Annotated in this window: 21 protein-coding genes and 1 tRNA gene; 9 read left to right on the top strand and 13 right to left on the bottom strand. The window is 75.2% G+C overall.

Annotated elements, in window-relative coordinates:
- Nucleotides 1–8 precede the first annotated feature (8 nt).
- A complete protein-coding gene (locus BMZ16_RS11395; RefSeq protein WP_089800527.1) occupies nucleotides 9–860 on the top strand; it encodes an SGNH/GDSL hydrolase family protein in 852 nt (283 codons plus the stop codon).
- A 32-nt stretch (nucleotides 861–892) separates the two neighbouring features.
- On the opposite strand, the gene BMZ16_RS11390 is transcribed toward BMZ16_RS11395, so the two are convergent.
- Nucleotides 893–2062: a sensor histidine kinase gene (locus tag BMZ16_RS11390; protein WP_089800525.1), complete on the bottom strand. Its 1170-nt coding sequence runs from the start codon at nucleotides 2060–2062 to the stop codon at nucleotides 893–895.
- Between the two features lie 80 nt (nucleotides 2063–2142).
- Between BMZ16_RS11390 and BMZ16_RS11385 the strand changes: the two genes are divergently transcribed.
- Together BMZ16_RS11385 and BMZ16_RS11380 are read left to right on the top strand one after the other, a co-directional pair.
- On the top strand, nucleotides 2143–2814 hold the full coding sequence (locus tag BMZ16_RS11385; protein WP_089800523.1) for a response regulator: 672 nt from the start codon (nucleotides 2143–2145) through the stop codon (nucleotides 2812–2814).
- Between the two features lie 40 nt (nucleotides 2815–2854).
- On the top strand, nucleotides 2855–3616 hold the full coding sequence (locus tag BMZ16_RS11380) for a deoxyribonuclease IV (RefSeq protein WP_218143351.1): 762 nt from the start codon (nucleotides 2855–2857) through the stop codon (nucleotides 3614–3616).
- Nucleotides 3617–3629: 13 nt separating this feature from the next.
- On the opposite strand, the gene BMZ16_RS11375 is transcribed toward BMZ16_RS11380, so the two are convergent.
- The 4 genes from BMZ16_RS11375 to BMZ16_RS19770 form a co-directional block, all read right to left on the bottom strand.
- A tRNA-Thr gene (locus tag BMZ16_RS11375) sits at nucleotides 3630–3706 on the bottom strand.
- Between the two features lie 70 nt (nucleotides 3707–3776).
- Nucleotides 3777–4697 carry a DsbA family protein gene (locus BMZ16_RS11370; protein ID WP_089800521.1) on the bottom strand — a complete coding sequence of 307 codons (921 nt, stop codon included), beginning with the start codon at nucleotides 4695–4697 and terminating at the stop codon, nucleotides 3777–3779.
- A 59-nt stretch (nucleotides 4698–4756) separates the two neighbouring features.
- A complete protein-coding gene (locus tag BMZ16_RS11365; protein WP_089800519.1) occupies nucleotides 4757–5266 on the bottom strand; it encodes a hypothetical protein in 510 nt (169 codons plus the stop codon).
- 55 nt (nucleotides 5267–5321) lie between these two features.
- Nucleotides 5322–7535 (bottom strand): serine/threonine-protein kinase, encoded by a 2214-nt coding sequence (locus BMZ16_RS19770; RefSeq protein WP_255366576.1) that lies wholly within the window; start codon nucleotides 7533–7535, stop codon nucleotides 5322–5324.
- A gap of 109 nt (nucleotides 7536–7644) precedes the next feature.
- On the opposite strand from BMZ16_RS19770, the gene BMZ16_RS11350 reads away from it, so the two are divergent.
- The 4 genes from BMZ16_RS11350 to BMZ16_RS11335 all read left to right on the top strand — a co-directional run bounded on the left by BMZ16_RS11350 (nucleotide 7645) and on the right by BMZ16_RS11335 (nucleotide 12597).
- Nucleotides 7645–9081: an alpha,alpha-trehalose-phosphate synthase (UDP-forming) gene (locus BMZ16_RS11350; protein ID WP_089800517.1), complete on the top strand. Its 1437-nt coding sequence runs from the start codon at nucleotides 7645–7647 to the stop codon at nucleotides 9079–9081.
- Complete coding sequence (otsB, locus tag BMZ16_RS11345; RefSeq protein ID WP_089800515.1) at nucleotides 9078–9881, top strand: trehalose-phosphatase; 804 nt, start codon at nucleotides 9078–9080, stop codon at nucleotides 9879–9881. The genes BMZ16_RS11350 and otsB overlap by 4 nt, the downstream gene beginning before the upstream one ends.
- Before the next feature lie 201 nt (nucleotides 9882–10082).
- Nucleotides 10083–11207: an ABC transporter ATP-binding protein gene (locus BMZ16_RS11340; protein ID WP_089800513.1), complete on the top strand. Its 1125-nt coding sequence runs from the start codon at nucleotides 10083–10085 to the stop codon at nucleotides 11205–11207.
- Between the two features lie 100 nt (nucleotides 11208–11307).
- A complete protein-coding gene (locus BMZ16_RS11335) occupies nucleotides 11308–12597 on the top strand; it encodes a DUF4032 domain-containing protein (RefSeq protein WP_089800512.1) in 1290 nt (429 codons plus the stop codon).
- A 75-nt stretch (nucleotides 12598–12672) separates the two neighbouring features.
- On the opposite strand, the gene rlmB is transcribed toward BMZ16_RS11335, so the two are convergent.
- Genes rlmB through BMZ16_RS11315 form a run of 4 tightly spaced genes read right to left on the bottom strand, consistent with a single transcriptional unit; the run spans nucleotide 12673 to nucleotide 17132 of the window.
- A complete protein-coding gene (rlmB, locus tag BMZ16_RS11330; RefSeq protein ID WP_089800510.1) occupies nucleotides 12673–13674 on the bottom strand; it encodes a 23S rRNA (guanosine(2251)-2'-O)-methyltransferase RlmB in 1002 nt (333 codons plus the stop codon).
- Nucleotides 13674–15113, bottom strand: a complete 1440-nt coding sequence (cysS, locus tag BMZ16_RS11325; RefSeq protein WP_089800508.1) for a cysteine--tRNA ligase — start codon at nucleotides 15111–15113, stop codon at nucleotides 13674–13676. Before cysS ends, rlmB begins: the two co-directional genes overlap by 1 nt.
- A gap of 58 nt (nucleotides 15114–15171) precedes the next feature.
- Nucleotides 15172–16422 carry an alanine racemase gene (locus BMZ16_RS11320; protein ID WP_177199672.1) on the bottom strand — a complete coding sequence of 417 codons (1251 nt, stop codon included), beginning with the start codon at nucleotides 16420–16422 and terminating at the stop codon, nucleotides 15172–15174.
- Entirely contained in the window at nucleotides 16419–17132 is a 714-nt protein-coding gene (locus BMZ16_RS11315) for a TetR/AcrR family transcriptional regulator (RefSeq protein ID WP_089800506.1), read from the bottom strand. The genes BMZ16_RS11320 and BMZ16_RS11315 overlap by 4 nt, the downstream gene beginning before the upstream one ends.
- Before the next feature lie 142 nt (nucleotides 17133–17274).
- Here BMZ16_RS11315 and BMZ16_RS11310 point away from each other — a divergent pair, with 142 nt between their 5' ends.
- Nucleotides 17275–18621, top strand: coding sequence for a D-arabinono-1,4-lactone oxidase (locus BMZ16_RS11310; protein WP_089800504.1), 1347 nt, complete (start codon nucleotides 17275–17277; stop codon nucleotides 18619–18621).
- A 110-nt stretch (nucleotides 18622–18731) separates the two neighbouring features.
- Nucleotides 18732–19652, top strand: coding sequence for a quinone oxidoreductase family protein (locus BMZ16_RS11305; protein WP_177199671.1), 921 nt, complete (start codon nucleotides 18732–18734; stop codon nucleotides 19650–19652).
- On the opposite strand, the gene BMZ16_RS19285 is transcribed toward BMZ16_RS11305, so the two are convergent.
- The 4 genes from BMZ16_RS19285 to BMZ16_RS11290 all read right to left on the bottom strand — a co-directional run bounded on the left by BMZ16_RS19285 (nucleotide 19642) and on the right by BMZ16_RS11290 (nucleotide 21843).
- Entirely contained in the window at nucleotides 19642–19779 is a 138-nt protein-coding gene (locus tag BMZ16_RS19285) for a hypothetical protein (protein WP_177199670.1), read from the bottom strand. The two genes, BMZ16_RS11305 and BMZ16_RS19285, sit on opposite strands and share 11 nt — an antisense overlap.
- Nucleotides 19780–20040: 261 nt before the next feature.
- Nucleotides 20041–20529 (bottom strand): 2-C-methyl-D-erythritol 2,4-cyclodiphosphate synthase, encoded by a 489-nt coding sequence (gene ispF / locus BMZ16_RS11300; protein ID WP_089800501.1) that lies wholly within the window; start codon nucleotides 20527–20529, stop codon nucleotides 20041–20043.
- Nucleotides 20526–21269: a 2-C-methyl-D-erythritol 4-phosphate cytidylyltransferase gene (gene ispD / locus BMZ16_RS11295; protein WP_089800499.1), complete on the bottom strand. Its 744-nt coding sequence runs from the start codon at nucleotides 21267–21269 to the stop codon at nucleotides 20526–20528. The genes ispF and ispD overlap by 4 nt, the downstream gene beginning before the upstream one ends.
- Nucleotides 21270–21360: 91 nt before the next feature.
- Nucleotides 21361–21843, bottom strand: coding sequence for a CarD family transcriptional regulator (locus tag BMZ16_RS11290; protein WP_046530074.1), 483 nt, complete (start codon nucleotides 21841–21843; stop codon nucleotides 21361–21363).
- Nucleotides 21844–22221 lie beyond the last annotated feature (378 nt).

Genomic DNA, 22221 nt, shown 5'->3' with positions numbered 1-22221 from the left:
ATGGGGGGATGACGTCCGCACCCGACGCGTCCGACCCGCCCACGACGCCCCACCCCCCGACCCCACCCGCGGACGCACCCCGGTGGACGCGCTACGTCGCCTGCGGCGACTCGTTCACCGAGGGCCTGTGGGACGCACCGGCGGGGCCCGAGGCACCGCTGCGCGGCTGGGCGGACCTGCTGGCCTCGCACCTGTCGCGGCGCCGCACCGCCGCCGGGCTCGCGCCGCTCGAGTACGCGAACCTGGCCGTCCGTGGCCGCCTCATGCGCCCGATCCTCACCGAGCAGGTGCCCGCGGCGCTCGCCATGGAGCCGGACCTGGTGAGCATCGTCGGGGGCGGCAACGACATCCTGCGCCCGGCCGTGGACGTCGACCGGGTGGCCGCCGACCTGGAGCGCGCCGTCGCGGCCGTCCGCGCCCAGGGCGTCGACGTGCTGCTGAGCACGGGCTTCGACGCCCGCGAGAGCCCCCTGGTCCGCGCCACGCGGATGCGGGCCGGCGTGTTCAACGCGCACGTGTGGTCCATCGCGCGGCGCCAGGGCGCGTACGTGGTCGACCCCTGGGGCATGCGCAGCCTGCTGGACTGGCGCCTGTGGTCCGAGGACCGGATCCACCTCACCACCGACGGGCACGCCCGCGTCTCGCAGGCGGCGCTGGTCGCGCTCGGGCTGCCGCCCGACCGGGAGGACTGGGACGACCCGCTCGCCCCGCTGCCGCCCGTGCCGCGCATGGTGCAGGCCCGCGCCGACGCCCGCTGGCTGCGCGAGTACGCGTACCCGTGGGCGACGCGACGCCTGCGCCGCACGTCGTCGGGGAACCTTCGGGTGCCGAAGAGACCCGAGCTGGCCCCCGTGGAGTGAGGTCCCGCCGGCTCCGGGACGCGGGGGACGGATCAGCCGCCGTCCGGGGGCAGGACGCCCAGCGGCAGGGCGGCCTCCACGACCGCTCCCGTCGGCTCGCGCCGCGACACCGCCAGCCGCCCGCCCGCCAGCCGCAGCCGCTGGTCCAGGCGCGACGTCCCGGAGACCGGGTCGCGCACCGCAGGCGGCTCGAACGGGGCGCCGTCGTTCTCCACCCGCACGAGCAGCTCGTGGTCCACGACGTCGAGCCGCACCTCCACCGCGGACGGCGGACCGTTCTTCAGCGCGTTGGTCACCGCCTCCTCCACCACCCGCACCGCGAGCAGCCGCTCCGCGATCGTGAGCCCGACGAGCGAGGGGTCGTCGACCTCCCGCAGCCCGGCCCCGACGTCCAGGCGGGTCGCGATGGTCGCCGGCAGGCGGCTGAGCAGCGCGCGCACCGCCGGCGCGACACCCATCTCCAGCCGCTCGGGGTACAGCAGGCGGCTGACGCGCCGCACGTCGCGCTCGCGGGACTCCGCCAGCTCGGCGCGCGCCCACCCGATCTCGTCCGCGACGGACGGCACGCTCTGCGAGGCGGCGTCCTGAGCGGCCGCCAACCGTGCGTCGACGAGCAGCAGCCGCTGCTGCACCGTGCCGTGCAGCCCTTCGGCGACCTGGCGGCGGACCCGGATCTCCTCGGCCTCCAGCGCACGCAGCGCGAGCTCCACGCTCATCGCCTCTCGCTCGGCGGCCCGCGCCGATGCCCGGGCCCGGCGGCCCGCCACCATCGCCCAGGCGCCGGCGGACCCGGCGATCACCGCGATGACCGCACCCGTGACCAGCTCGGCGCTCAGGGACCGCACGCCGTCGGCCGGGTGCACGCCGAGCAGCACCTGCAGCACCGTGCGCAGCCACGCCATGGTGGCCGCTGCGATCACCAGGCGTGCCGCGATCGTCGGCAGCCCTCGGACCCGGTGCACCCCCAGCACGGCGAGCGCCCCGACGAGCCCGACCACGGCGACGCCGTTGGCGGCCAGCCGGCGCCACAGCTGCACGTCCGCCCAGTCCGGCACGAGCTCCGCGTAGATCCAGGCGCTCTGCACGGACGCACCGACGGCGTACCCCAGGGCGATGACGCCGGCGCCGCGCAGGAGAGTCCCCCGGTCGGCCGCCTCGTCCTGCTCGCGCACGCCGGCAGGCACGTCACGGACCACCGCCATCTGCCCCCCTCCGGTCCCGCGGGCGGACCGCGTCGCGCGTCGTCGGTCACGGCGGCCCCGCCGTGACCATACTGGTCACGATGATGCCGACCTCCCAACGCCGCCTGCGCGTCGCCCTCGTCGAGGACCAGCCGCTCTTCCGCTCCATGCTCGAGCGCACGCTCACGGACTCGGGCGACCTCGAGGTGGTGGCCGCCGTCGGCACCGTGACCGAGGCCCGCCGCGTGCTGACGCCCGGCACGGCCGACGTCGTGGTGCTCGACATCGACCTGCCCGACGGCAACGGCATCGCCCTGGGCGTCGTGCTGCGCCGCTCGCAGCCCGACCTGGGTGTGCTCCTGCTCTCCGCGCACGACGCGATGGAGCTGCTGCTGGACCTGCCGCGGGACGTGGCGCACGGCTGGTGCTACCTGTCGAAGACGAGCACCACCAGCGAGTCCGCGCTGCTGCACGCCGTCCGCGCGGCGGCCGTCGGGGAGACGGTGCTCGACCCCGCGCTGCTGGAGCGTGTGTCGCCCCGCGCCGGGTCGGCGGTCGCACGGCTGACGCACCGGCAGTACGAGGTGCTGCGCCTGCTCGCGCAGGGGCTGTCGAACGCGGGCATCGCCGAGCGGCTGAAGATCACCGAGAAGTCGGTGCAGAACCACGTGTACGCGGTGTACTCGACGCTCGGCATCGACGCCGCGCCGTCGCTGAACCCCCGGGTGAGCGCGGCGCTGCGTCTGCTGGAGGAGACCGGTCCGTCCCTGTGACCGCCGCGCACGAGCGGTGCGCGGCACGAAGGAGGCTCTCGTGGTGCTGATCGGGGCGCACGTGCGCGGCGAGGAGCCGCTGGTCGAGGCCGAGCGCGTCGGCGCGGACGCGGTCCAGGTGTTCCTCGCCGACCCCCAGGGCTGGAAGAAGCCGGTCCGCCGGCCGGACGCCGACGACCTGGTCGCCTCCGGGCTGGGGATCTACGCCCACGCGCCGTACCTCGTGAACGTCGCGTCCACCAACAACCGGATCCGCATCCCGAGCCGCACCATGGTCGCGCAGCACGCCGCGGCCGCCGCGGACCTGGGCGCGCGGGGCCTGGTGGTGCACGGCGGGCACGTCGGCGACGGCGACGACGTCGCCACGGGCATCGACAACTGGCGCAAGACGTTCGAGCGCGCCACGTTCCCGGTGCGCGTGCTGGTGGAGAACACCGCGGGCGGGGAGAACGCGTGCGCCCGCACGCTGGACCGCTGGGCGATGCTGTGGGACGCGATCGGCGGCTACGACGTCGGCGTGTGCCTCGACACCTGCCACGCCTGGGCGGCGGGCGAGGACCTCGAGACGATCGTCGAGCGCCTGACCGCGATCACGGGCCGCATCGACCTCGTGCACGCCAACTCGTCGCGGGACCCGCAGGGGTCGAGCCGGGACCGGCACGCCGGCTTCGCCGACGGCACGATCCCGCCCGAGCTGATCGCGCACGTCGTGCGGGAGGCCGGCTGCGACGCCGTCGTCGAGACGCCCTCGCAGACGCAGGCCGACGACATCGCACGCCTGCGCGAGGCGCTCGGGGCGTGACGCCCCGAGCCCGTGGAGCCCCCTGTCGGATTCGAACCGACGACCTGCTGTTTACAAGACAGCTGCTCTGGCCAGCTGAGCTAAGGAGGCGAGGCGGCCAGGGTACCGGCCGGGACGCGACCGGCGCCCGCCCCGCAGGACGGGCGCCGGTGGCGTGCGGTCAGCCCTTGGCGGCGACGGCCTCGAGCACGGCCTGCGTGAGCGGGCCGGGCGTGTACAGGTCGCCCTCCCACTTCTTGCCGTCGATGAGGACGGTCGGGGTGCTGAGCCCGCCGAGGTCGGTCGCGGCCTGCTGGGTGGCCGAGGCGACGAACGGCGCGTACCGGCGCCACGTGCCTTCGCGCTCCTCGGTCGCGTCGTCGGACGTCGCGACCTGGTAGGTGCCGTCGACCGTCTCGGTGAAGGTGTCGGCGACCTTCTGCGGCACGCCGACCTCGACCGCGATCTCCGCGAGGCGGCTGTCCTTGATGCCGGCGGTGCCCTCCTGGGGCTCCTCCTCGAAGACGGCGGTCACGAAGTCGCTGTAGTGCTCCGGGTCCTCCGCCGCGACGACGGCCGCGGCGTTGGCGGCACGGGTCGAGAAGAACGTGCCCTGGGACTGGCCGTCGAGGAACGCGATGTTCTTGTAGACGACCGTGACGCCCTCGCCGGCGGCCAGCGCGTCGAGCTCGCCCGAGTTGGCGCGGTCGAACTTCCCGCACCACGGGCACATGAAGTCGAAGTACACCTCGACGACGACGTCGTCCTCGCCCGCCTCCCCGACGCCGGCGGCGCTGATCGGGATGCCACCGGCGGCGTCGGCGGCCTCCGGGGCGTCGACGTCCTCGGGTGCCGGGACCACGGTGTCCTGGGTGCCGGCGGCGTACACGACGTCCGCGTAGGCCTCGGCGTTCGCCTGGCCCTGGCGGACGATGGCGAAGATGACGGCACCGAGGACGAGCACGGCGGCGACCAGGCCCGTGATCGCGATCATGCGGGTTCGCCTGGCCTTGCGCTCCTGCTCCTGGCGCATCGCGAGCGCCTTGGCGCGGGCGTCGTCGCGGCGCTGCGACTTGGTGGGACGGGGGGCGTTGCTGGGCATGGGTGCTCCTGGGTTCGGGGGGCCGGGACGTCCCGGCCGGGGGTGCGGGCGAGGGCGCGTCAGTGCGCCGGCGGCCCGCGCCGGGGACGTGCGGGGTCGTGGCGGCGGTCGTGCCGGACCCGTGCGGGCAGGGCCGGGGGCACCGCCGCGACCCGGCCGGCGAGCACCGGCAGGCCCGCCGTCGCGGGACCCGGCAGCAGGCGTGCTGCCACCCGGGCGGCAGCGCGCAGACCGCGGCGCGCCACGACGCCGAGGCCGAGGCCGGCGGCCGTCAGCAGCAGGTGCGCCGCCACGACGGGCGCCGCGACGCTGAGCAGCAGGACCGCGCCGTGCGACGCGGGACCGAGGCCGAGCGTGCCGTCGGGGCACTCCACCGCCGAGCGCAGGACCGCGAGCCGGACGCCGAGCGACGCGAGAGGGCCGTCGGCCGTGACGCACTGGTGCAGCAGCACCCGCCCGTGGACCCCGAGCACGACCGACGCGAGCGCCACCGCCGCACCGAGCGCACCCGTCACGCGGGCGCGCGCGTGCAGGCCGGCGGCCGTCCGCAGGTCCGAGGTCACGTGCACGCGACCCAGGGTAGAGGCAGGTACCCGGCCCGGACCCCCGCGAAAGGTCCCGGGCTCAGCCGGCGGGCAGGCGCGGGGCGTCGACGGGCCACCAGCTGATCGGCCGGACGTCGAGCACACCGTCGGCCAGCAGCAGCGCACCCACCAGCGCCAGCACGACGACGACCAGGGCACCGACGGGGCCGGGCGCGACCACGGCCAGGGTCCGCCGCGCCCCGGTGCGCGTCATGCGCGACAGCGGGCCCCACCACAGCAGGACGACCGCGAGCACGACCAGCGCGCCGACGACCAGCATCGCCGTGTGCCCCTGCGGCTCCGCACCGGGCGGCGAGCCGCCGATCTCCCAGCGCCCCGACCCCAGCAGCCACCACCCGATGCCCGCGACGATGACCACGACGGCGCCACCGACGAGGACCGCGGGCAGCACGCCCAGCACGGCGCGCAGCAGGTACCAGGGCGTCCCCATGAGGGCGACCGGCACGTCGGAGCGCCGCACCCCGCGGCGCTCGCGCCGGGTGTGCATCGCCTCGACGGCCGTGCCGACCGTCCGGACCACCACCACCAGGACCAGCACGACGGCCAGCGTGAGCAGCGGCGCGCGGGTGCCCGCGAGCGCGACCACCAGACCGAGGGCGAGCAACGACCCCCAGCGACGACGCGCGGGCGGGCGGGCGTACCCGGACCCCTCGCCCTCCGGGCCCTCCGAGCGGTCGAGGTCGTCCTCGAGCCACCCGACGCCGTCCGGGTCCTGGACGCCGTCGTCGCCCTCGTCCTCGAGGTCGTGGCCGTCGGGCTCGTCGTCCCCCCTCGGGGGCGGCACGGACGCGGGACGGCGCACCGGCACTGCCACGGTGTGGCCGTCCCGCACCGGCGCCTCGGCGGGCGCGACCAGCGGCGTCGTGGCCGGCGGCACCGTGGTGGTCGCGGCGGCCCCGCCCGCGTTGGCGACGGCCACCGTGCGCAGCGTGTCCTGCGGCGACGGCCGCTGCGCCACGAGCTCCGTGGCGAGGTCGTCCTCCTCCCACCGCTCCTCGTCGTCGGGGTCGTCGTCCAGGTCGTCGTCGTCCAGGTCGTCGTCGTCCAGGTCGTCGTCGGCGTCGACGGTGCCGCCGTCGGCTTCCAGGTCGTGGTCGTCGTCGAGGTCGGCGAGGTCGTCGTCGTCGAGGTCGTCGTCGTCGAGGTCGTCGTCGTCCAGGTCCTCGTCGGCGAGGTCGTCGTCGGCGTCGGGGGCGACGTCGCCCGCGTCGACGTCGTCGGCCGCGTCGTCGTCGGCCGCGTCGGTGCCGTCCGCGTCCTCGGTGTCCGCGCCATCGTCGGCCGCATCGTCCGCGTCCGTCCCCGTGCCGGCGACCGCCACCCCCGTCGCACCGGCGACGGCCGCGGCGACGGCGGCACCGCCGAACGCCCCGTGCCCGCCGGCGGGCACGACTGCGGCGGCCGCGCCGGCGGGCAGGTCACCCTCGGCGACGACGGTCCGCAGCGCGGCCACCACGTCGTCCGGGGCCGTCCGGTCGGCCGGCTCCGGGCGCAGCGCGCCGGCGATCGCCGCCGCCGTCAGCGGCCCGACGCCCTCGAGGTCCACCTCACCCGACCGCGCACGTGCCAGCACCGCCTCGACCGGCCGCGAACCGAACGGGTCACGGCCCGTGGCGGCGAACGCGAGCAACGCGGCCCAGCCCCACAGGTCCGTCGCCGGACCGGCCTCGCCGCCGTCGAGCAGCTCGGGCGCCAGGTACCCGGGCGTCCCCAGCACGAAGCCCGCCGAGGTGAGGTCGGCGTCGTCGTCGACGCCCTGCGCCAGGCCGAAGTCGATGAGCACCGGGCCGCCGTCGGTCACCAGCACGTTGGAGGGCTTGAGGTCGCGGTGGACCACACCGGCCGCGTGCACGGCCGCGAGCGCCGAGCGCAGCCCCTCGGCCAGGGTCAGCAGGTCCCGCGGACCCAGCGGCCCGTGCTCGCGCACGTGCTCGGTCAGCGTGTCGCCGGCCACCAGCTCGGTGACGAGGAAGGCCTCGGTCGAGTCCGCCTCGGCGTCGAGCACGGCCGCCACGGCGGGGTGCCGCAGCCGCTGCAGCGCGGCCACCTCCCGCATGAGCCGCGCCCGCACGACGGCGTCGGACCCCACGTGGGGGTGCAGCATCTTCAGCGCGACGCGGGTGCCACCGCCGTCCACCGCCCGGTACACCGTCCCCATGCCGCCGGAGCCCAGCGGCGCGACGATCGTGTACCCGCCGACCTCCGACCCCGGCGTCAGACCGATCCGCTCCATGACGCCGAACCTAGCCGGTCGGCGGGCGAGACGGTGGGGCCCCACCCCGAGCGTGTCACCCCTGGGACGACTAGGGTCGTTCGGCGAGACCCTGCAAGGAGTTGATCTGGTGCCCATCGAAGCACCGCGCGACGGCCAGGAGCTGGTCGTCGTCGCGAACCGCCTGCCCGTCGACGTGACCCTGGACGAGGAGGGCGAGCCGAGCTGGACCCGGTCGCCCGGCGGGCTCGTCACCGCGCTCGCCCCCGTCATGTCCCGGACCAGCGGGGCCTGGGTCGGGTGGGGCGGGTCCCCGGGGCTCGAGCTCGAGCCGTTCGAGGTGGACGGCACCGAGCTCGTGCCGGTGATGCTCACGGAGACCGACGTCGAGCGGTACTACGAGGGCTTCGCCAACGACACGCTGTGGCCGCTGTACCACGACGTCATCGCACCCCCGCAGTTCCACCGGCAGTGGTGGGACGCCTACCGGCGCGTGAACGAGCGGTTCGCGCAGGCCGCCGCGGCCAACGCGGCGCACGGCGCGACGGTGTGGGTGCACGACTACCAGCTGCAGCTGGTGCCGGCGTACCTGCGGGCGCTGCGCCCGGACCTGCGCATCGGGTACTTCCACCACATCCCGTTCCCCCCGCTGGAGATCTTCGCGCAGCTGCCGTGGCGCAAGCAGGTCGTCGAGGGGCTGCTCGGTGCGGACCTCATCGGCTTCCAGCGCGGTGGCGACGCCGCCAACTTCGTGCGGATCGTGCGGCGGCTGACGGACCTGACGACGCGGGGGCAGATGATCACGGTCGACGAGGGCACGCCCGACCAGCGCCACGTCCGCGCCGCCGCGTTCCCGATCTCCATCGACTCGCACGCGTTCGACCAGCTCGCGCGCACCGAGGCGGTGCAGCGGCGCGCGAAGGAGATCCGCAGAGAGCTGGGCGACCCCGAGCACCTGCTGCTCGGCGTCGACCGCCTCGACTACACCAAGGGCATCCGGCACCGCATCAAGGCGTACGGCGAGCTGCTGGAGGACGGCCGGCTGTCGGCGACCTCCACGACCCTGGTGCAGGTGGCGAGCCCGAGCCGGGAGAACGTCGGCGCGTACCAGCAGCTGCGTGACGACGTCGAGCTGCTGGTGGGACGCATCAACGGCGACCACGGTCAGGTCGGCCACGCCCCCGTGCAGTACCTGCACCAGTCGTTCCCGATGGAGGAGATGGCCGCCCTGTACCTGGCCGCGGACGTCATGCTCGTCACGGCGCTGCGCGACGGCATGAACCTGGTCGCCAAGGAGTACGTCGCCGCGCGGTCCGACGAGCGCGGGGCGCTGGTGCTCAGCGAGTTCACGGGCGCCGCGGACGAGCTGGTCGGGGCGGTGCTGGTCAACCCGCACGACATCGACGGCATGAAGGACGCGATCACGTACGCCGTGCACATGGACCCGCGCGAGTCCCGCAAGCGCATGCGCCGGCTGCGGCGCCGGGTGCTGACGCACGACGTCGCCGCGTGGTCCGAGCAGTTCCTCGCGACCCTGACCGCCGTCCCCGTGCGGGACGACGCATGAGCGGCGGCGTCCCGACCGACCTGCTCGACCGGCTCGCGGCGGTGGCGGGCGACCCCGCCGCGCGCCCGCTGCTCGTCGCGCTGGACTTCGACGGCACCCTGGCACCCCTGCAGGACGACCCGACCGCGTCGCGCATCCTGCCCGGGGGCGTCACGGTGCTCGCCGCCCTCGCGGCCCGGGACGACGTCGCGCTCGCGCTGGTCTCCGGCCGGGCGATGGGCGACCTGCACCTGCTGGCCGAGGTCCCCGCCGGCACGTTCCTGGTGGGCAGCCACGGTGTCGAGCGCGCCCGGACCACGCAGTTCGGCCTGGACCGCGACGTGGTGGAGCTCAGCCACGAGCAGGCCGACCTGCTCTCCGCGCTGGGGGCGCGCGCCGCGGCGGTCGCCCGCGGGCGCGACGGCGTCTGGGTGGAGACCAAGCCGACCGCCGTCGTGGTGCACACCCGGCTCGCCGAGCCGGTCGACGCGGAGCCGGCCGAGGCGGAGGCCATCGCCCTGGGCACCGAGCTCGGGGTCGGGACGCTGCACGGCAAGGACGTCGTCGAGCTGACCGTCCTGGCGGCCGACAAGGGCACGGCGCTGCAGTCCCTGCGCCACGAGCTCGGGGCACCCGTCGTGCTGTACGCCGGCGACGACGTCACCGACGAGCACGCGTTCGAGGCGCTCGACCCGACGGACGTCACGGTCAAGGTCGGTGCCGGACCGACGGTGGCGCGCCACCGCGTGGCCGACCCCGCGGCCGCCGTGGCGGCGCTCGAGGCGCTGCTCCGGGCGCTGGACGAGGCCGACGGGACCTGAGCCGGACGGGCGACGGGAGTGTCGGGACCGGACAGCTCCTTGTGCCATACTGGCCGCGACCGAGGGAGGCCCGATCGGACCCCCCTCGTTCCGTGTCAGCGGAGACACAAGGGCTCAGCAGCGCCGCGTCCCCGCGGTGCTGCGTTGACACTCTTCACGACGGATCGTCCGGCACGTACCTGCCGGTGAAGGGACTGAACCATGGCTACGGTCACGTTCGACCACGCGACCCGGATCTACCCGGGGACCGAGCGCCCCGCGGTGGACGCGCTCAACCTCCACATCGAGGACGGCGAGTTCCTCGTCCTCGTCGGCCCCTCGGGCTGTGGCAAGTCGACCTCCCTGCGTATGCTCGCGGGTCTCGAGGACGTCAACGCCGGGCGCATCCTCATCGGTGACCGCGACGTCACCGACGTGCAGCCCAAGGACCGCGACATCGCGATGGTCTTCCAGAACTACGCGCTGTACCCGCACATGACGGTCGCCGACAACATGGGCTTCGCGCTCAAGATCGCCGGCACGCCGAAGGCGGAGATCCGTCAGCGCGTCGAGGAGGCTGCCAAGATCCTCGACCTCACCCAGTACCTGGACCGCAAGCCGAAGGCCCTCTCCGGTGGCCAGCGTCAGCGCGTCGCCATGGGCCGCGCCATCGTGCGTCAGCCCCAGGTGTTCCTCATGGACGAGCCGCTGTCGAACCTCGACGCCAAGCTCCGCGTCCAGACGCGTACGCAGATCGCGTCGCTGCAGCGCCGCCTCGGCGTCACCACGGTCTACGTCACGCACGACCAGACCGAGGCCCTGACCATGGGTGACCGCATCGCGGTCCTCAAGGACGGCATCCTGCAGCAGGTCGGCACGCCGCGTGACATGTACGACACCCCGGCCAACGTGTTCGTCGCCGGCTTCATCGGCTCGCCGGCCATGAACATCGGCACCTTCCCGGTGCTCGAGGGCGCCGCGTCGGTCGGCCAGTCCCGTCTGGCGCTCCCCCGCGACGTCATCACGCGCCTGACGGACGACGACAAGGGCCACGTCACGGTCGGCTTCCGCCCCGAGTCGCTCGACGTCGTGCCGCAGGGCACGCCGGACTCGTTCCCGGTCGAGGTCAACATCGTCGAGGAGCTCGGCTCGGACGCGTTCGTCTACGGCTCGCTGACCAACGACTTCGGCCAGGCCAGCCAGGTGCACTCCGGCGCCGGCGACGCGCAGATCATCGTGCGCGTCGACCCCCGCCAGGTCCCGCCGAAGGGCGGCACCATCTACGTGCGCATCCGCCCCAACGAGCAGCACCTGTTCCACGCGGGCTCCGGCGAGCGCATCGCCTGACGTCCTGCACAGCGCGACGAGGCGGGTCCGGCACGTCCGGGCCCGCCTCCCGCGCGTCCGGGGTTCGTCGGATGTCGGCTGCACCTGAGAGGATCCGGCCATGAGCGGTACGGCACAGCGTCTGCAGATCACGGCAGCCAACCCCGATCCGGCGCTGCTGGACCTGCCGTGGCACGTGCCGCTGGAGGAGTGGCCGGCGGAGACCCTCGCGGCCCTGCCCCGCGGCATCTCCCGGCACGTCGTGCGGTTCGCCCGCATGTCCGGGCGGGTCGTCGCGATCAAGGAGATCGGCGAGACGGTCGCGTACCGGGAGTACGAGCTGCTGCGCCAGCTGCGCAAGCTCGACGTCCCCAGCGTGGAGCCGGTCGGTGTCATCACCGGTCGGCGCGCCCCCGACGGCGAGCCGCTCGAGGCGGTGCTCATCACGCAGCACCTGCAGTTCTCGCTGCCCTACCGCGCGCTGTTCAGCCAGGCGCTGCGGCCGGACACCGCGACGCGCCTCATCGACGCCCTCGCGGTCCTGCTGGTCCGCCTGCACCTCGCGGGCTTCTACTGGGGCGACGTCTCGCTGTCGAACACGCTGTTCCGGCGCGACGCCGAGACGTTCGCCGCCTACCTCGTCGACGCCGAGACCGGCGACCTGCACGACCGCCTCACCCCCGGTCAGCGCGGGTACGACCTCGAGGTCGCGCGCGTCAACATCATCGGTGAGCTCATGGACCTGCAGGCCGGTGAGTTCCTCGACGAGGCCGAGGACGCCGTCGCCATCGGCGAGGCGCTGGTCGTGCGGTACGAGGAGCTGTGGCGGGCGCTGACCGAGACCGAGTCGTTCGGGTTCGGTGAGCGGTGGCGGGTGCAGGCCCGCATCGACCGCCTCAACGACCTGGGGTTCGACGTCGGCGAGCTCGACATCACCACCGACCTCGACGGCACGTCCGTGCGGATCCAGCCCAAGGTCGTCGACGCCGGGCACCACTCGCGTCGCCTCATGCGGCTCACGGGGCTGGACGTCCAGGAGAACCAGGCCCGCCGCCTGCTGAACGACCTCGACGAGTTCCGCGCCGCCACCGACCGGCAGGCCGACGACGAGGCGTTCGTGGCGCACGACTGGCTCACCGACGTCTTCGAGCCCGCCGTGCGCAGCGTCCCGCGCGAGCTGCGCGGCAAGCTCGAGCCCGCGCAGATCTACCACGAGCTGCTCGACCACCGCTGGTTCCTGTCGCAGCAGCAGCACCGCGACGTGCCCATGCCCGAGGTCGCCGCCGGCTACGTGCGGGACATCCTCCCGACCCGCCCCGACGAGCAGGCCGTGCTCGGCACCCGCGCGGAGGACCTGCGCGACGGCGACGGTGGCGAGGACGACGTCGACCTCGACCAGATGATCGGCTGACGCGCCGGGAGCCCCGGTGCGGCGGCGCCCGCCGAGCGGCGGTGCCCGCAGGGATCCCTGCGGGCGCCGCTGCCGTCAGACGGCGCGCTGGCGCGCGACCTCGTACAGCGCGATGCCGGCGGCCACGCCCGCGTTGAGCGACTCGACGGCCGACGCGATGGGGATCGAGACGATCGCGTCGCACTGCTCGCGCACGAGCCGGGACAGCCCCTTGCCCTCGGAGCCCACGACCAGCACCAGCGGGTCCGCCGCGAACGGCAGCTCACCGAGCGGCACGTCGCCGCCCGCGTCGAGACCGACGACGAACACGCCGGCACGGCGGTAGTCCTGCAGCGCACGGGTGAGGTTGGTCGCGCGCGCCACGGGCACGCGGGCGGCCGCACCGGCCGAGACCTTCCAGGCGGAGGCCGTGACACCGGCGGCACGCCGCTCGGGGACCAGCACGCCGTGCGCGCCGAACGCCCCCGCGGACCGCAGCACCGCACCCAGGTTGCGGGGGTCCGTGATGCCGTCGAGCGCGACGACGAGCGGAGCCGTGCCCGACGCCTCGGCGGTGTCCAGCAGGTCGTCGGGCTCGAGGTACTCGTACGGCGGCACCTGGATCGCGACACCCTGGTGGACGCTGCCGTCCGTCAGCCGGTCGAGCTCGGCACGGCCCACCTCGAGCAGCGGGTAGCCCGCGTCCGCGGCGGTCGAGATGATCTCGCGCGTGCGGTCGTCGGCCTCCAGGCGCGACGCCAGGTAGACGGTCGCCACCGGGATCCCGGCACGCAGCGCCTCGACCACGGAGTTGCGGCCGGAGACGATCTCGTGCGTCGAGGAGGTGCGGCCCCCGCGGGAGCCGGACGCCCCGCGGGCGGCGCGCGCCGACGGGCGGCCCGACGCGCCGGACGCGCCCGTGCCCTTCTCGGCCGCGACCTTGCGCTTGTGCGCGACGTGGTACGGGCGGTCCTCCGCCTTGGGCGTGGGCCCCTTGCCCTCGAGCGCGCGGCGGCTGTGCCCGCCGGTGCCGACGCGGGCGCCCTTCTTGCTCCCCGGCTTGCGGGTCGCGCCTCGGCGCTGGGAGTTGCCGGCCATCAGTCCTCCGTGGTGTGGGTCGCGGGCGCGGCGAGCGTCCAGCGCGCACCCGTCGGGGAGTCCTCGACGACGACTCCCGCAGTGGTCAGCCGGTCGCGGATCGCGTCGGCGGTGGTCCAGTCGCGGGCGGCACGTGCCGCCGCGCGCGCGTCGAGCTCGGCGCGCACCAGCGCGTCGAGAGCCCGCGCGGTGCGCCCGTCACCGGCCGCCGTGCTCCACTGGGGGGAGCCGGGGTCGAGGCCGAGCACGTCGAGCATGCCGCGCAGCGCCACCATCGCGGCGCGCGCGGCGGCGTCGTCACCCGCTGCGAGCGCGCTGTTGCCCGCGCGCAGCGTCTCGTGCACGGCCGCGAGCGCGGCGGGCACGTTGAGGTCGTCGTCCAGCGCGGCGGCGAAGGCCGCGGGCAGGTCGACGTGCGCCACCTCGTGGTCCGACGCAGGCCCCACACGCTCCGCGGCCCGCTGCACGAACCCGGCGAGCCGGTCCCACGTCGCCTCGGCCTCGGCCAGGGTGTCGTCGGTCCACTCGAGCATCGACCGGTACTGCACCGCGGTGAGCGCGTAGCGGACGACGGCCGCCGGGGCCTTCTCCAGCACCGTCGTCACGAGCAGCCCGTTGCCGAGCGACTTGCTCATCTTGGCGCCGCCCTGCGTCACCCAGCCGTTGTGCAGCCAGTACCGCGCGAACCCGTAGCCCGCGGCGCGCGACTGCGCCTGCTCGTTCTCGTGGTGCGGGAAGCGCAGGTCGAGACCGCCGCCGTGGATGTCGAACGACTCGCCCAGGTACCGGTGCGCCATGGCCGAGCACTCGAGGTGCCAGCCGGGCCGACCCCGCCCGTAGGGGGTGTCCCACGACGCGGTCGCGGGCTCCCCCTCCTTCGGGGCCTTCCACAGCGCGAAGTCGTGCGGGTCGCGCTTGCCGGTGCCCGCGTCCTCGGGGACGTCGGTCATGTCGTCGACGCGCTGGTTGGTCAACGAGCCGTACTCGGACCAGGAGCGCACGTCGAAGTACACGTCGCCGGAGCCGGCGGCGTAGGCGTGGCCGCGCGCGACGAGCCGGTCCATGAGGTCGAGCATCGCCGGCACGTGCCCGGTCGCCCGGGGCTCGTAGTCCGGCGGCAGCACGCCCAGCGCGTCGTAGGCCGCCGTGAACGCCCGCTCGTTGGTCAGCGCCCAGGCCCACCACTCGCTGCCGGCGGCGGCGGCCTTGGCCAGGATCTTGTCGTCGATGTCGGTGACGTTGCGGACCAGCGTGACGCGCACGCCCTTGCGGCGCAGCCAGCGGACCAGCACGTCGAACGCCACCGCGGAGCGGACGTGGCCGATGTGCGGCGGCGCCTGCACGGTGGCACCGCACAGGTAGATGCCGACCCGACCCTCGACGAGGGGGACGAAGTCGCGCACCGCCTGGGTGCCGCTGTCGTACAGCCGCAGGTTCACCGCCCCAGGTTACCGGGGCGGGCTGCCCGCGCCCGACCGGCACGGTGGGGCGCGGCGCTCAGCCTGCGCAGACGCCCTCGCCGCGGTAGGTGGGGACGGTCTCCTCGACGCGGTCACCGCGCACCAGGTGCACCTCGGAGAAGCGCTCCATGACCTCGCCGGCCTTGGCGTGACGGAACCACACGCGGTCACCGATGCGCAGGTCCGCGCGGGCGGGGACGCGCAGCGGCGTCTGGACCTCACCGGCGCCCTCGCGTGCCTCGAGCCGCAGCCCTGCCGGCTGCACGGGCCGGGGCAGGCGACCCGGCCCCGGCGGCCCGGACGCGACGTAGCCGCCCCCGAACACCGTGGCCCACCCGTCGGCCGGCAGGCGCACCACGTCGAGACCGATGTAGGCGGCGGGCCGCGGCGTGAAGGCGCGGTACCCGTCGAACAGCGTGGGCGCGAACAGGCCCGACCCCGCGGTCACCTCCGTGACACCCGGTGCGGCCGCGCTGACCTCGAGCGAGCCCGTCCCCCCGGAGTTGACGAGGTCGGTCGGACGTCCCGTCGCCTCGGTCACGGCGGCCACGACGTCGGCCCGGCGGCGGGCCAGCTCGCGCGCCGACACGGCCTTGAGCAGCCGCACGCCGGCGGACGTGTCCGGCAACCCGGCGATCTGCGCCTCGTAGAGCATGACGCCGCGGACGTCGAGGCACCCGCGGCGTTCGACCGCGCGGGCCAGCGCCGCCGCGTCGGCGGGCGTGCGCACCGGTGAGCGGCGCACGCCGACGTGCACTGTCAGCGGGCCGCGTCCCAGCCGCAGCGACGCGTCCACGTCCAGGCAGACCCGCAGCCGGCGGCCGTGACGGCGGGCGGCAGCGGCCAGCAGGTCGGCCTGGACCGTGTCGTCGACCATGAAGGTCACCGCGTCGGCGGCCTGCGGGTCCGCGGCGACGGCGTCCACCGCGGCCGCGTCGACGGTCGGGTACCCGAGCAGGACGTCGCGCACGCCGTGACCGGCGAGCCAGCGCGCCTCCGAGGCCGCGTACGCCATGACCCCGGCGAACCCGGGGCGCGCCAGCACCTGCTCGAGCACGTGACGCACCCGCACGGACTTGCTGGCGACGCGCACGGGCGTGCCGCCGGCCCGCCGCACCACGTCCGTCGCATTGGCCTCGAGAGCATCGAGGTCCACCACGACGAGCGGTGCGGACAGGCCGGCGGTCGCCGTGTCGAGCCGCTCCCCCAGCGTGCGTGTCACCGCACCCGTGGACGACGCCGCGCCGGCGCTGGTGCCGGCGCCGCGCGCCGCGGTCGGTGCGGTCATGCCAGGGCGGTCACCCCGGCCGGGGCGACGGGCGGCGCGATCGAACGCACCTCCGCGGTCCGCTCCTGCGGGGCCTGGTCCGCCACGGTCAGGTCGCCCAGCAGGGCGGCCTCGTCCAGCGGCACGGCCAGCGTCACCAGGTGCTCGGCGAAGAGCCGCAGACCCTGGTAGCCGGCGTCCGCGTCCCCGTCGACGAGCCACGCGAGCGAGAACCCGTCGATCGTCGCGATGATGGAGCGGGCGACGATGTGCCGCGGCACGCGCCACGTGACACCGGCGGCCCGCTCGATGTCCTCGAGGAACTGCTCGGCCGCGGCCCAGCTGACGACGTACTGGTCGATGCCGACCTGCTGGAGCTCGGGATGACGCAGCGACGTCGTCGTCAGCTCGTACGTCAGCAGCTGCGGCCCTCGGGTGGCGCGGATGTTGGCCCACAGCCCGTCGAGCACACCCATGATGAGGTCGCGCGCGGGCGCGGTGGCCGGCATCTCGGCCATCCCGCGTCCGAGGTTACGTTCCGTGATCGTGTGCGCCATCGCACGCAGCAGCTCGTCCTTGTCACGGAAGCAGTAGTGCACGACACCCAGGGAGACACCCGCCTCGGCGGCGACGGCGCGGACCGTCGCACCGTCGATGCCCTCCCTGCTCGCCACGTTCAGTGCTGCCTCGATGAGCTGCTCACGACGCTCGGCGACCGGCAGACGGCTCATTGCTCCTCCTCGTGGACGTCGGACGAGCACACCCCCCCGGCAGCCGTCGACGCCTCTCGTGGTTCATCTCATCGGTAGTCGTGACGATAGTCAAGGATTTCGCGCACTTGACTTGGACGGACGCCCAGCCGATTCTGCTGTGATGGGAGCACGTGGGCCCGTGAGGGCCGGCGGCCCGACGTGGCGCAACTGGGCGCGGACACAGTCCGGGACGCCGCTGCGCGTGGCCCGCCCCCGCGACCTGGGGGCGCTCGTCCAGGAGGTGACCGCCGCGACGGCCGCCGGCCGGCGGCTGCGCGCAGTGGGCTCCGGGCACTCGTTCACCGGGGCCGCCGTGACCGACGGCGTGCAGGTCCACCTCGACGCGCTGGCCGGCGTCGAACGGGTCGAACCCCGCCCGGACGGCCTCACGCAGGTCACGGTCGGGGCCGGCACCCGCCTCGCCGACCTCAACGCCGCCCTCGCGGCGCGTGGCCTGGCGATGCGCAACCTGGGCGACATCGACCGCCAGACCGTCGCGGGGGCGATCAGCACCGGCACGCACGGCACGGGCGTACGCCTCGGCGGGCTCGCCACCCAGGTCGTCGGCTGCCGCCTGGTCACCGCGGCCGGCGACGTGGTCGACGCGTCCCCGGCGCACGACCCGGAGCTCTTCGAGCTGGCCCGTCTCGGTCTGGGCACCGCGGGCGTGCTCGCCGCGGTGACGCTCGAGGTCGTCCCCGCCTTCCGCCTGCGCGCCCGCGAGGCACCGATGCCCCTCGCGGACGTGCTCACCCGGATGGACGACCTGGTCGACGCCAACGACCACTTCGAGTTCTTCTGGTTCCCGCACACCGACCGCGCCCTCACCAAGTGCAACAACCGCCTGGACGACGACGAGGCGGACCGGCCGCTGCCACCGCTGCGGCACCTCGTCGACGACGAGGTCCTGTCCAACGGCGTCTTCGCCGTGACCAACCGGATCGCGGCGGCCTACCCACCGGCCGTCCCGCCGCTCAACGCCGTGGCGGGACGCGCGCTGGCCGGACGCACGTACACCGGCGCGTCGGCCGACGTCTTCGTCGCGCGGCGCCGTGTCCGGTTCCGCGAGATGGAGTACGCCGTGCCCCGCGAGCACGTCCCCGACGTGCTCCGCGCGGTCGACCGCTGGCTGCGCAGCACGCGCGAGCCGGTGCCGTTCCCCCTCGAGGTGCGCTTCGCCGCCGCGGACGACCTGTGGCTGTCCACCGCGCACGGCCGCGCGACCGGGTACGTCGCCGTGCACCAGTACCACCGCATGCCGCACCGCCGGTACTTCGACGCCGTCGAGCGGATCGTCGCCGAGGTCGACGGCCGGCCCCACTGGGGCAAGCTGCACGGCCTGGACCACGATCGGCTCGCCGCGCTCTACCCCCGGCTCGCCGACGCCAACCGCGTCCGGGCCCGGGTCGACCCCACGGGCACGTTCCGCAACGACTACGTGGACCGGGTCCTGGGCCCGCTGCCCTGACGTCCGGGCCGTCAGGCCGGACGTTCAGGCGAACGGGCTACCCGGCGGGTCTGGTCAGACGCGCCGTCGCCCGGAAGGCTGAGCGGGTGGCGGACCAGGGACGGGCAGTCGTGGCGAGCGCGCTGGGCGGGCCCGAGGTGCTGCGGGTGGTCGAGGAGGACGTCCCACCACCCGGGCCGGGCGAGGTGCGCGTCCGCGTGCACGCGGCAGGCGTCAACCCGTGGGACTGGAAGTCGTACGCGCCGGGGTCCGGCGCCACGGCGCCGGTCCGCCTGGGGCTCGAGGTGGCCGGCGTCGTGGAGGCCGTCGGCCCGGGTGTGCGCTGGTACTCCCCCGGCGACGAGGTCGTGGCCTCACCGGTCACGGGCGGCTACGCGGACGTGGTCACGGCGCCGCAGGACGTGCTGGTGCGCCGGCCGGACGGGCTGGACACGGTCCGCGCGGCCGGGCTGCTGGCCGCGGGCGTGACGGCCGTGCACGCCGTGGAGGCCACCGCGGTGGACGACGGCGACGTGGTGCTGGTGCACGGGGCGGCCGGCGGGGTCGGGCGCATGGCGGTGCAGCTCTCGGTGCTGCGGGGCGCCCGCGTGCTCGCCACGGCGTCACCGCGGTGGCACGACTGCCTGCGACGGCTGGGCGCGGAGCCGGTCACCTACGGGCCGGGCCTGGCCGACCGGGTCCGCGACCTCCTCGCGGGTGACGGACCGCTCACCGTCGCGATCGACACGGTCGGCACGACCGAGGCGCTCGACACGTCCGTCGAGCTCGTCGCCGACCGCTCCCGCGTCGCGACGATCGTGGCGCTGGAGCGGGGCGTGCGGCTCGGGGTACGGGCCCTGGGGTACGGGCCCGGGGCCGAGCCGGGCACGGCGGTCCGCCAGGCGGCGCGCCCGCAGCTCGCCGCCCTGGCCGCGGACGGGACCCTCGACGTGCAGGTCACCGGCACGTACCCGCTGGAGGAGGCGGAGGCCGCGCACCGGCGCAGCCGCGAGGGTCACGCCGGCGGGAAGCTGGTCCTGCTCACCCGGTGACGCGGGACTGCGCGCCCGTCACGGGCGGCCACAGGTCGGGCGGGGGTGTGCGGGGCGTCGCAGGGCGGGCGGTGTCGTCGATCTGCTGCAGGCCCGCGAACGTGGCCTCCAGCGTGTCGAGCGACACGCGGTTGCGCTGCCGGACGGGCAGTGTGGCGGGTCGTCGGGGCAGGCCGACCGGGCCCGCCGCCGGGGGCGCGCCGAGCGCGGGAACGCGCTCACTGTCTGTCGGTGGGACCGTCACGTGGAAGGACGGTACCGGCGATTCGTCCGGTTGGCGACGGACGTCCAGCCCGGTGGGCACCACCACCGCGGTCACCCGGACGAGTTCACCCGAGCGGGTGGTGGCGTTCCCACATCGTGAGCGACCTGCCCACGCCGCGCGCCGCTAGCCGGCGTCGCTCGTCACGAGGGCCGTGGCGATCGCCGCGACGCCCTCGCCCCGCCCCGTCAGCCCGAGCCCGTCCGTGGTCGTCGCCGCCACCGTGACGGTCGCCCCGCAGGCCATCGACAGCACGGCCTGCGCCTCGATGCGGCGCGGGCCGAGCTTGGGCCGGTTGCCCACCACCTGCACGGCGACGTTGCCGATGGTGAAGCCGGCGGCCCGGACGCGGCGCGCGGCCTCCGCGAGCAGCGCCGCCCCCGACGCGCCGGCCCATCGCGGGTCCGCGGTGCCGAACTGCTGCCCGAGGTCGCCGAGGCCCGCGGCGGACAGCAGCGCGTCGGCCGCCGCGTGGGCGGCGACGTCCGCGTCGGAGTGCCCGGCGAGCGGCCGCTCCCCCGGCCACTCCAGGCCCGCGAGGTGCAGCACCGCGTCGGGCGCGGGGTCGGGGTCGTAGGCGTGCACGTCGATGCCGATGCCGGTGCGCAGGTTCACGCCGGGGCTCCCGTCGTCAGGGCCTGCGCGACCATCAGGTCGCGGGCCGTCGTCACCTTGGCGGCGCGCTCGTCGCCGGGCACCACCCACACCCGCACGCCGGTGGCCTCGACCAGCCCTGCGTCGTCGGACGCCGCCGTCGCCTCGTCCGCGCCGCGGCCGGACCCGACGGCGTGCGCCCGCTCCAGGACGTCGCGGGCGAAGCCCTGCGGGGTCTGCACCGCGACGAGGTCGCCGCGCGGCACGGTCTCGAGCACGGGCCGGCCGGTGCCGTCGCCGGCCCCGACCCGCTTGACCGTGTCGACCACGGGCAGCCCCGGCACCACGGCGTCGTGACCGGAGCGCACCGCCTCCACGACCCGCGCGACGAGGGCCGGGGGTGCGAACGGCCGTGCCGCGTCGTGCACCAGCACGACGTCCACGTCGTCCGCGAGCTCCGCGAGCCCCGCGGCGACCGACTCCTGCCGCGTGCGCCCGCCGCCGACCACGTCGAGCCGGACGTCCGCGGCGGCCTCGTCCACCACCTCGCCGACCAGCGCGGCGACGGCGTCGAGGTGGGCGGACGGCGCCGTGACGACCAGCTGGGTCACGGACGAGCCGTCGGCGGTGCGGGCGGCCAGCAGCGCGCGGGCGGCGTGCACCACGAGCGGCACCCCGGCCACGGGGACCACGGCCTTGGGAAGCTCGTGACCCAGGCGCGAGCCGCTGCCCGCGGCGGTCAGGACGGCGGCGATGGTCATGGGGGCATCGTGCCTCGCCGGTGCGGCCCCGGCACAACGCGACACAGCAAACGGCCCGGGTGCGGGGCACCCGGGCCGTCGTGCGGGCCGTTCAGGAGGCGAGGACCTCGTCGAGGATGGCCTCGGCCTTGTCCTCCTCGGTCTTCTCGGCCAGGGCGAGCTCCGAGACGAGGATCTGACGGGCCTTGGCGAGCATGCGCTTCTCGCCGGCGGACAGGCCGCGGTCGGCGTCACGGCGCGACAGGTCGCGCACGACCTCCGCCACCTTGATGACGTCGCCCGACTGCAGCTTCTCGAGGTTGGCCTTGTAGCGCCGCGACCAGTTGGTCGGCTCCTCGGTGTACGGGGCGCGCAGCACCTCGAACACCCGGTCGAGCCCTTCCTGGCCGACGACGTCGCGGACACCCACGAGATCGACGTTCTCCGCCGGAACCTCGATCGTCAGGTCGCCGTGAGCGACCTTCAGCTTGAGGTAGATCTTCTCCTCGCCACGGATGGTCCGGCTCTTGATCTCTTCGATCTTGGCTGCACCGTGGTGCGGGTAGACGACGGTCTCCCCAACAGTGAAAGTCATCTGTCGGTGTCCCCTTTCGCAGACGTGTATGGTATCACGTCCCACCCCTGCGCATTCCGGTCACCGGAACATGTCCGCGCTGGTCAGCGTGCTGCTCGGCCACCGGTCACGCCGCTGGTCAGCGGCGCCCGCCGGGGTCGCGACGGGCGCCGGACGCCGCACCGCGGCCCCCGCGCGCAGGGCGCGCACCGCGCCGCGGTGCGACCAGCGCACCACCCGCGCGCGCCCGCGGGCACGTCGTCCGTCACGTCGGCCGCCCGGCACGCGCGCGCCCGGCAGCCCGCCGCGCACCTCGCCCCGCGGCTCCGGGTGCCCGCCGACGGTAGGCTGACCTGCGGCTCGTCCAGCGTGCGACCGGCGCCCCGGCACCGGCACGTG

The organism is Cellulomonas sp. KH9 (assembly GCF_900114185.1).
Lineage (GTDB): Bacteria > Actinomycetota > Actinomycetes > Actinomycetales > Cellulomonadaceae > Cellulomonas.
This window is presented reverse-complemented; position numbering and strand designations above follow the sequence as displayed.

What these genes read in the sequence shown, in the direction of transcription:
- BMZ16_RS11395 (WP_089800527.1), top strand. Translation starts at nt 9, where the DNA reads ATGACGTCCGCACCCGACGCGTCCGACCCGCCCACGACGCCCCACCCC.
- BMZ16_RS11390 (WP_089800525.1), bottom strand. Translation starts at nt 2,062, where the DNA reads ATGGCGGTGGTCCGTGACGTGCCTGCCGGCGTGCGCGAGCAGGACGAG.
- BMZ16_RS11385 (WP_089800523.1), top strand. Translation starts at nt 2,143, where the DNA reads ATGATGCCGACCTCCCAACGCCGCCTGCGCGTCGCCCTCGTCGAGGAC.
- BMZ16_RS11370 (WP_089800521.1), bottom strand. Translation starts at nt 4,697, where the DNA reads ATGCCCAGCAACGCCCCCCGTCCCACCAAGTCGCAGCGCCGCGACGAC.
- BMZ16_RS19770 (WP_255366576.1), bottom strand. Translation starts at nt 7,535, where the DNA reads ATGGAGCGGATCGGTCTGACGCCGGGGTCGGAGGTCGGCGGGTACACG.
- otsB (WP_089800515.1), top strand. Translation starts at nt 9,078, where the DNA reads ATGAGCGGCGGCGTCCCGACCGACCTGCTCGACCGGCTCGCGGCGGTG.
- BMZ16_RS11340 (WP_089800513.1), top strand. Translation starts at nt 10,083, where the DNA reads ATGGCTACGGTCACGTTCGACCACGCGACCCGGATCTACCCGGGGACC.
- BMZ16_RS11335 (WP_089800512.1), top strand. Translation starts at nt 11,308, where the DNA reads ATGAGCGGTACGGCACAGCGTCTGCAGATCACGGCAGCCAACCCCGAT.
- rlmB (WP_089800510.1), bottom strand. Translation starts at nt 13,674, where the DNA reads ATGGCCGGCAACTCCCAGCGCCGAGGCGCGACCCGCAAGCCGGGGAGC.
- BMZ16_RS11320 (WP_177199672.1), bottom strand. Translation starts at nt 16,422, where the DNA reads ATGACCGCACCGACCGCGGCGCGCGGCGCCGGCACCAGCGCCGGCGCG.
- BMZ16_RS11315 (WP_089800506.1), bottom strand. Translation starts at nt 17,132, where the DNA reads ATGAGCCGTCTGCCGGTCGCCGAGCGTCGTGAGCAGCTCATCGAGGCA.
- BMZ16_RS11310 (WP_089800504.1), top strand. Translation starts at nt 17,275, where the DNA reads ATGGGAGCACGTGGGCCCGTGAGGGCCGGCGGCCCGACGTGGCGCAAC.
- ispD (WP_089800499.1), bottom strand. Translation starts at nt 21,269, where the DNA reads ATGACCATCGCCGCCGTCCTGACCGCCGCGGGCAGCGGCTCGCGCCTG.
- BMZ16_RS11290 (WP_046530074.1), bottom strand. Translation starts at nt 21,843, where the DNA reads ATGACTTTCACTGTTGGGGAGACCGTCGTCTACCCGCACCACGGTGCA.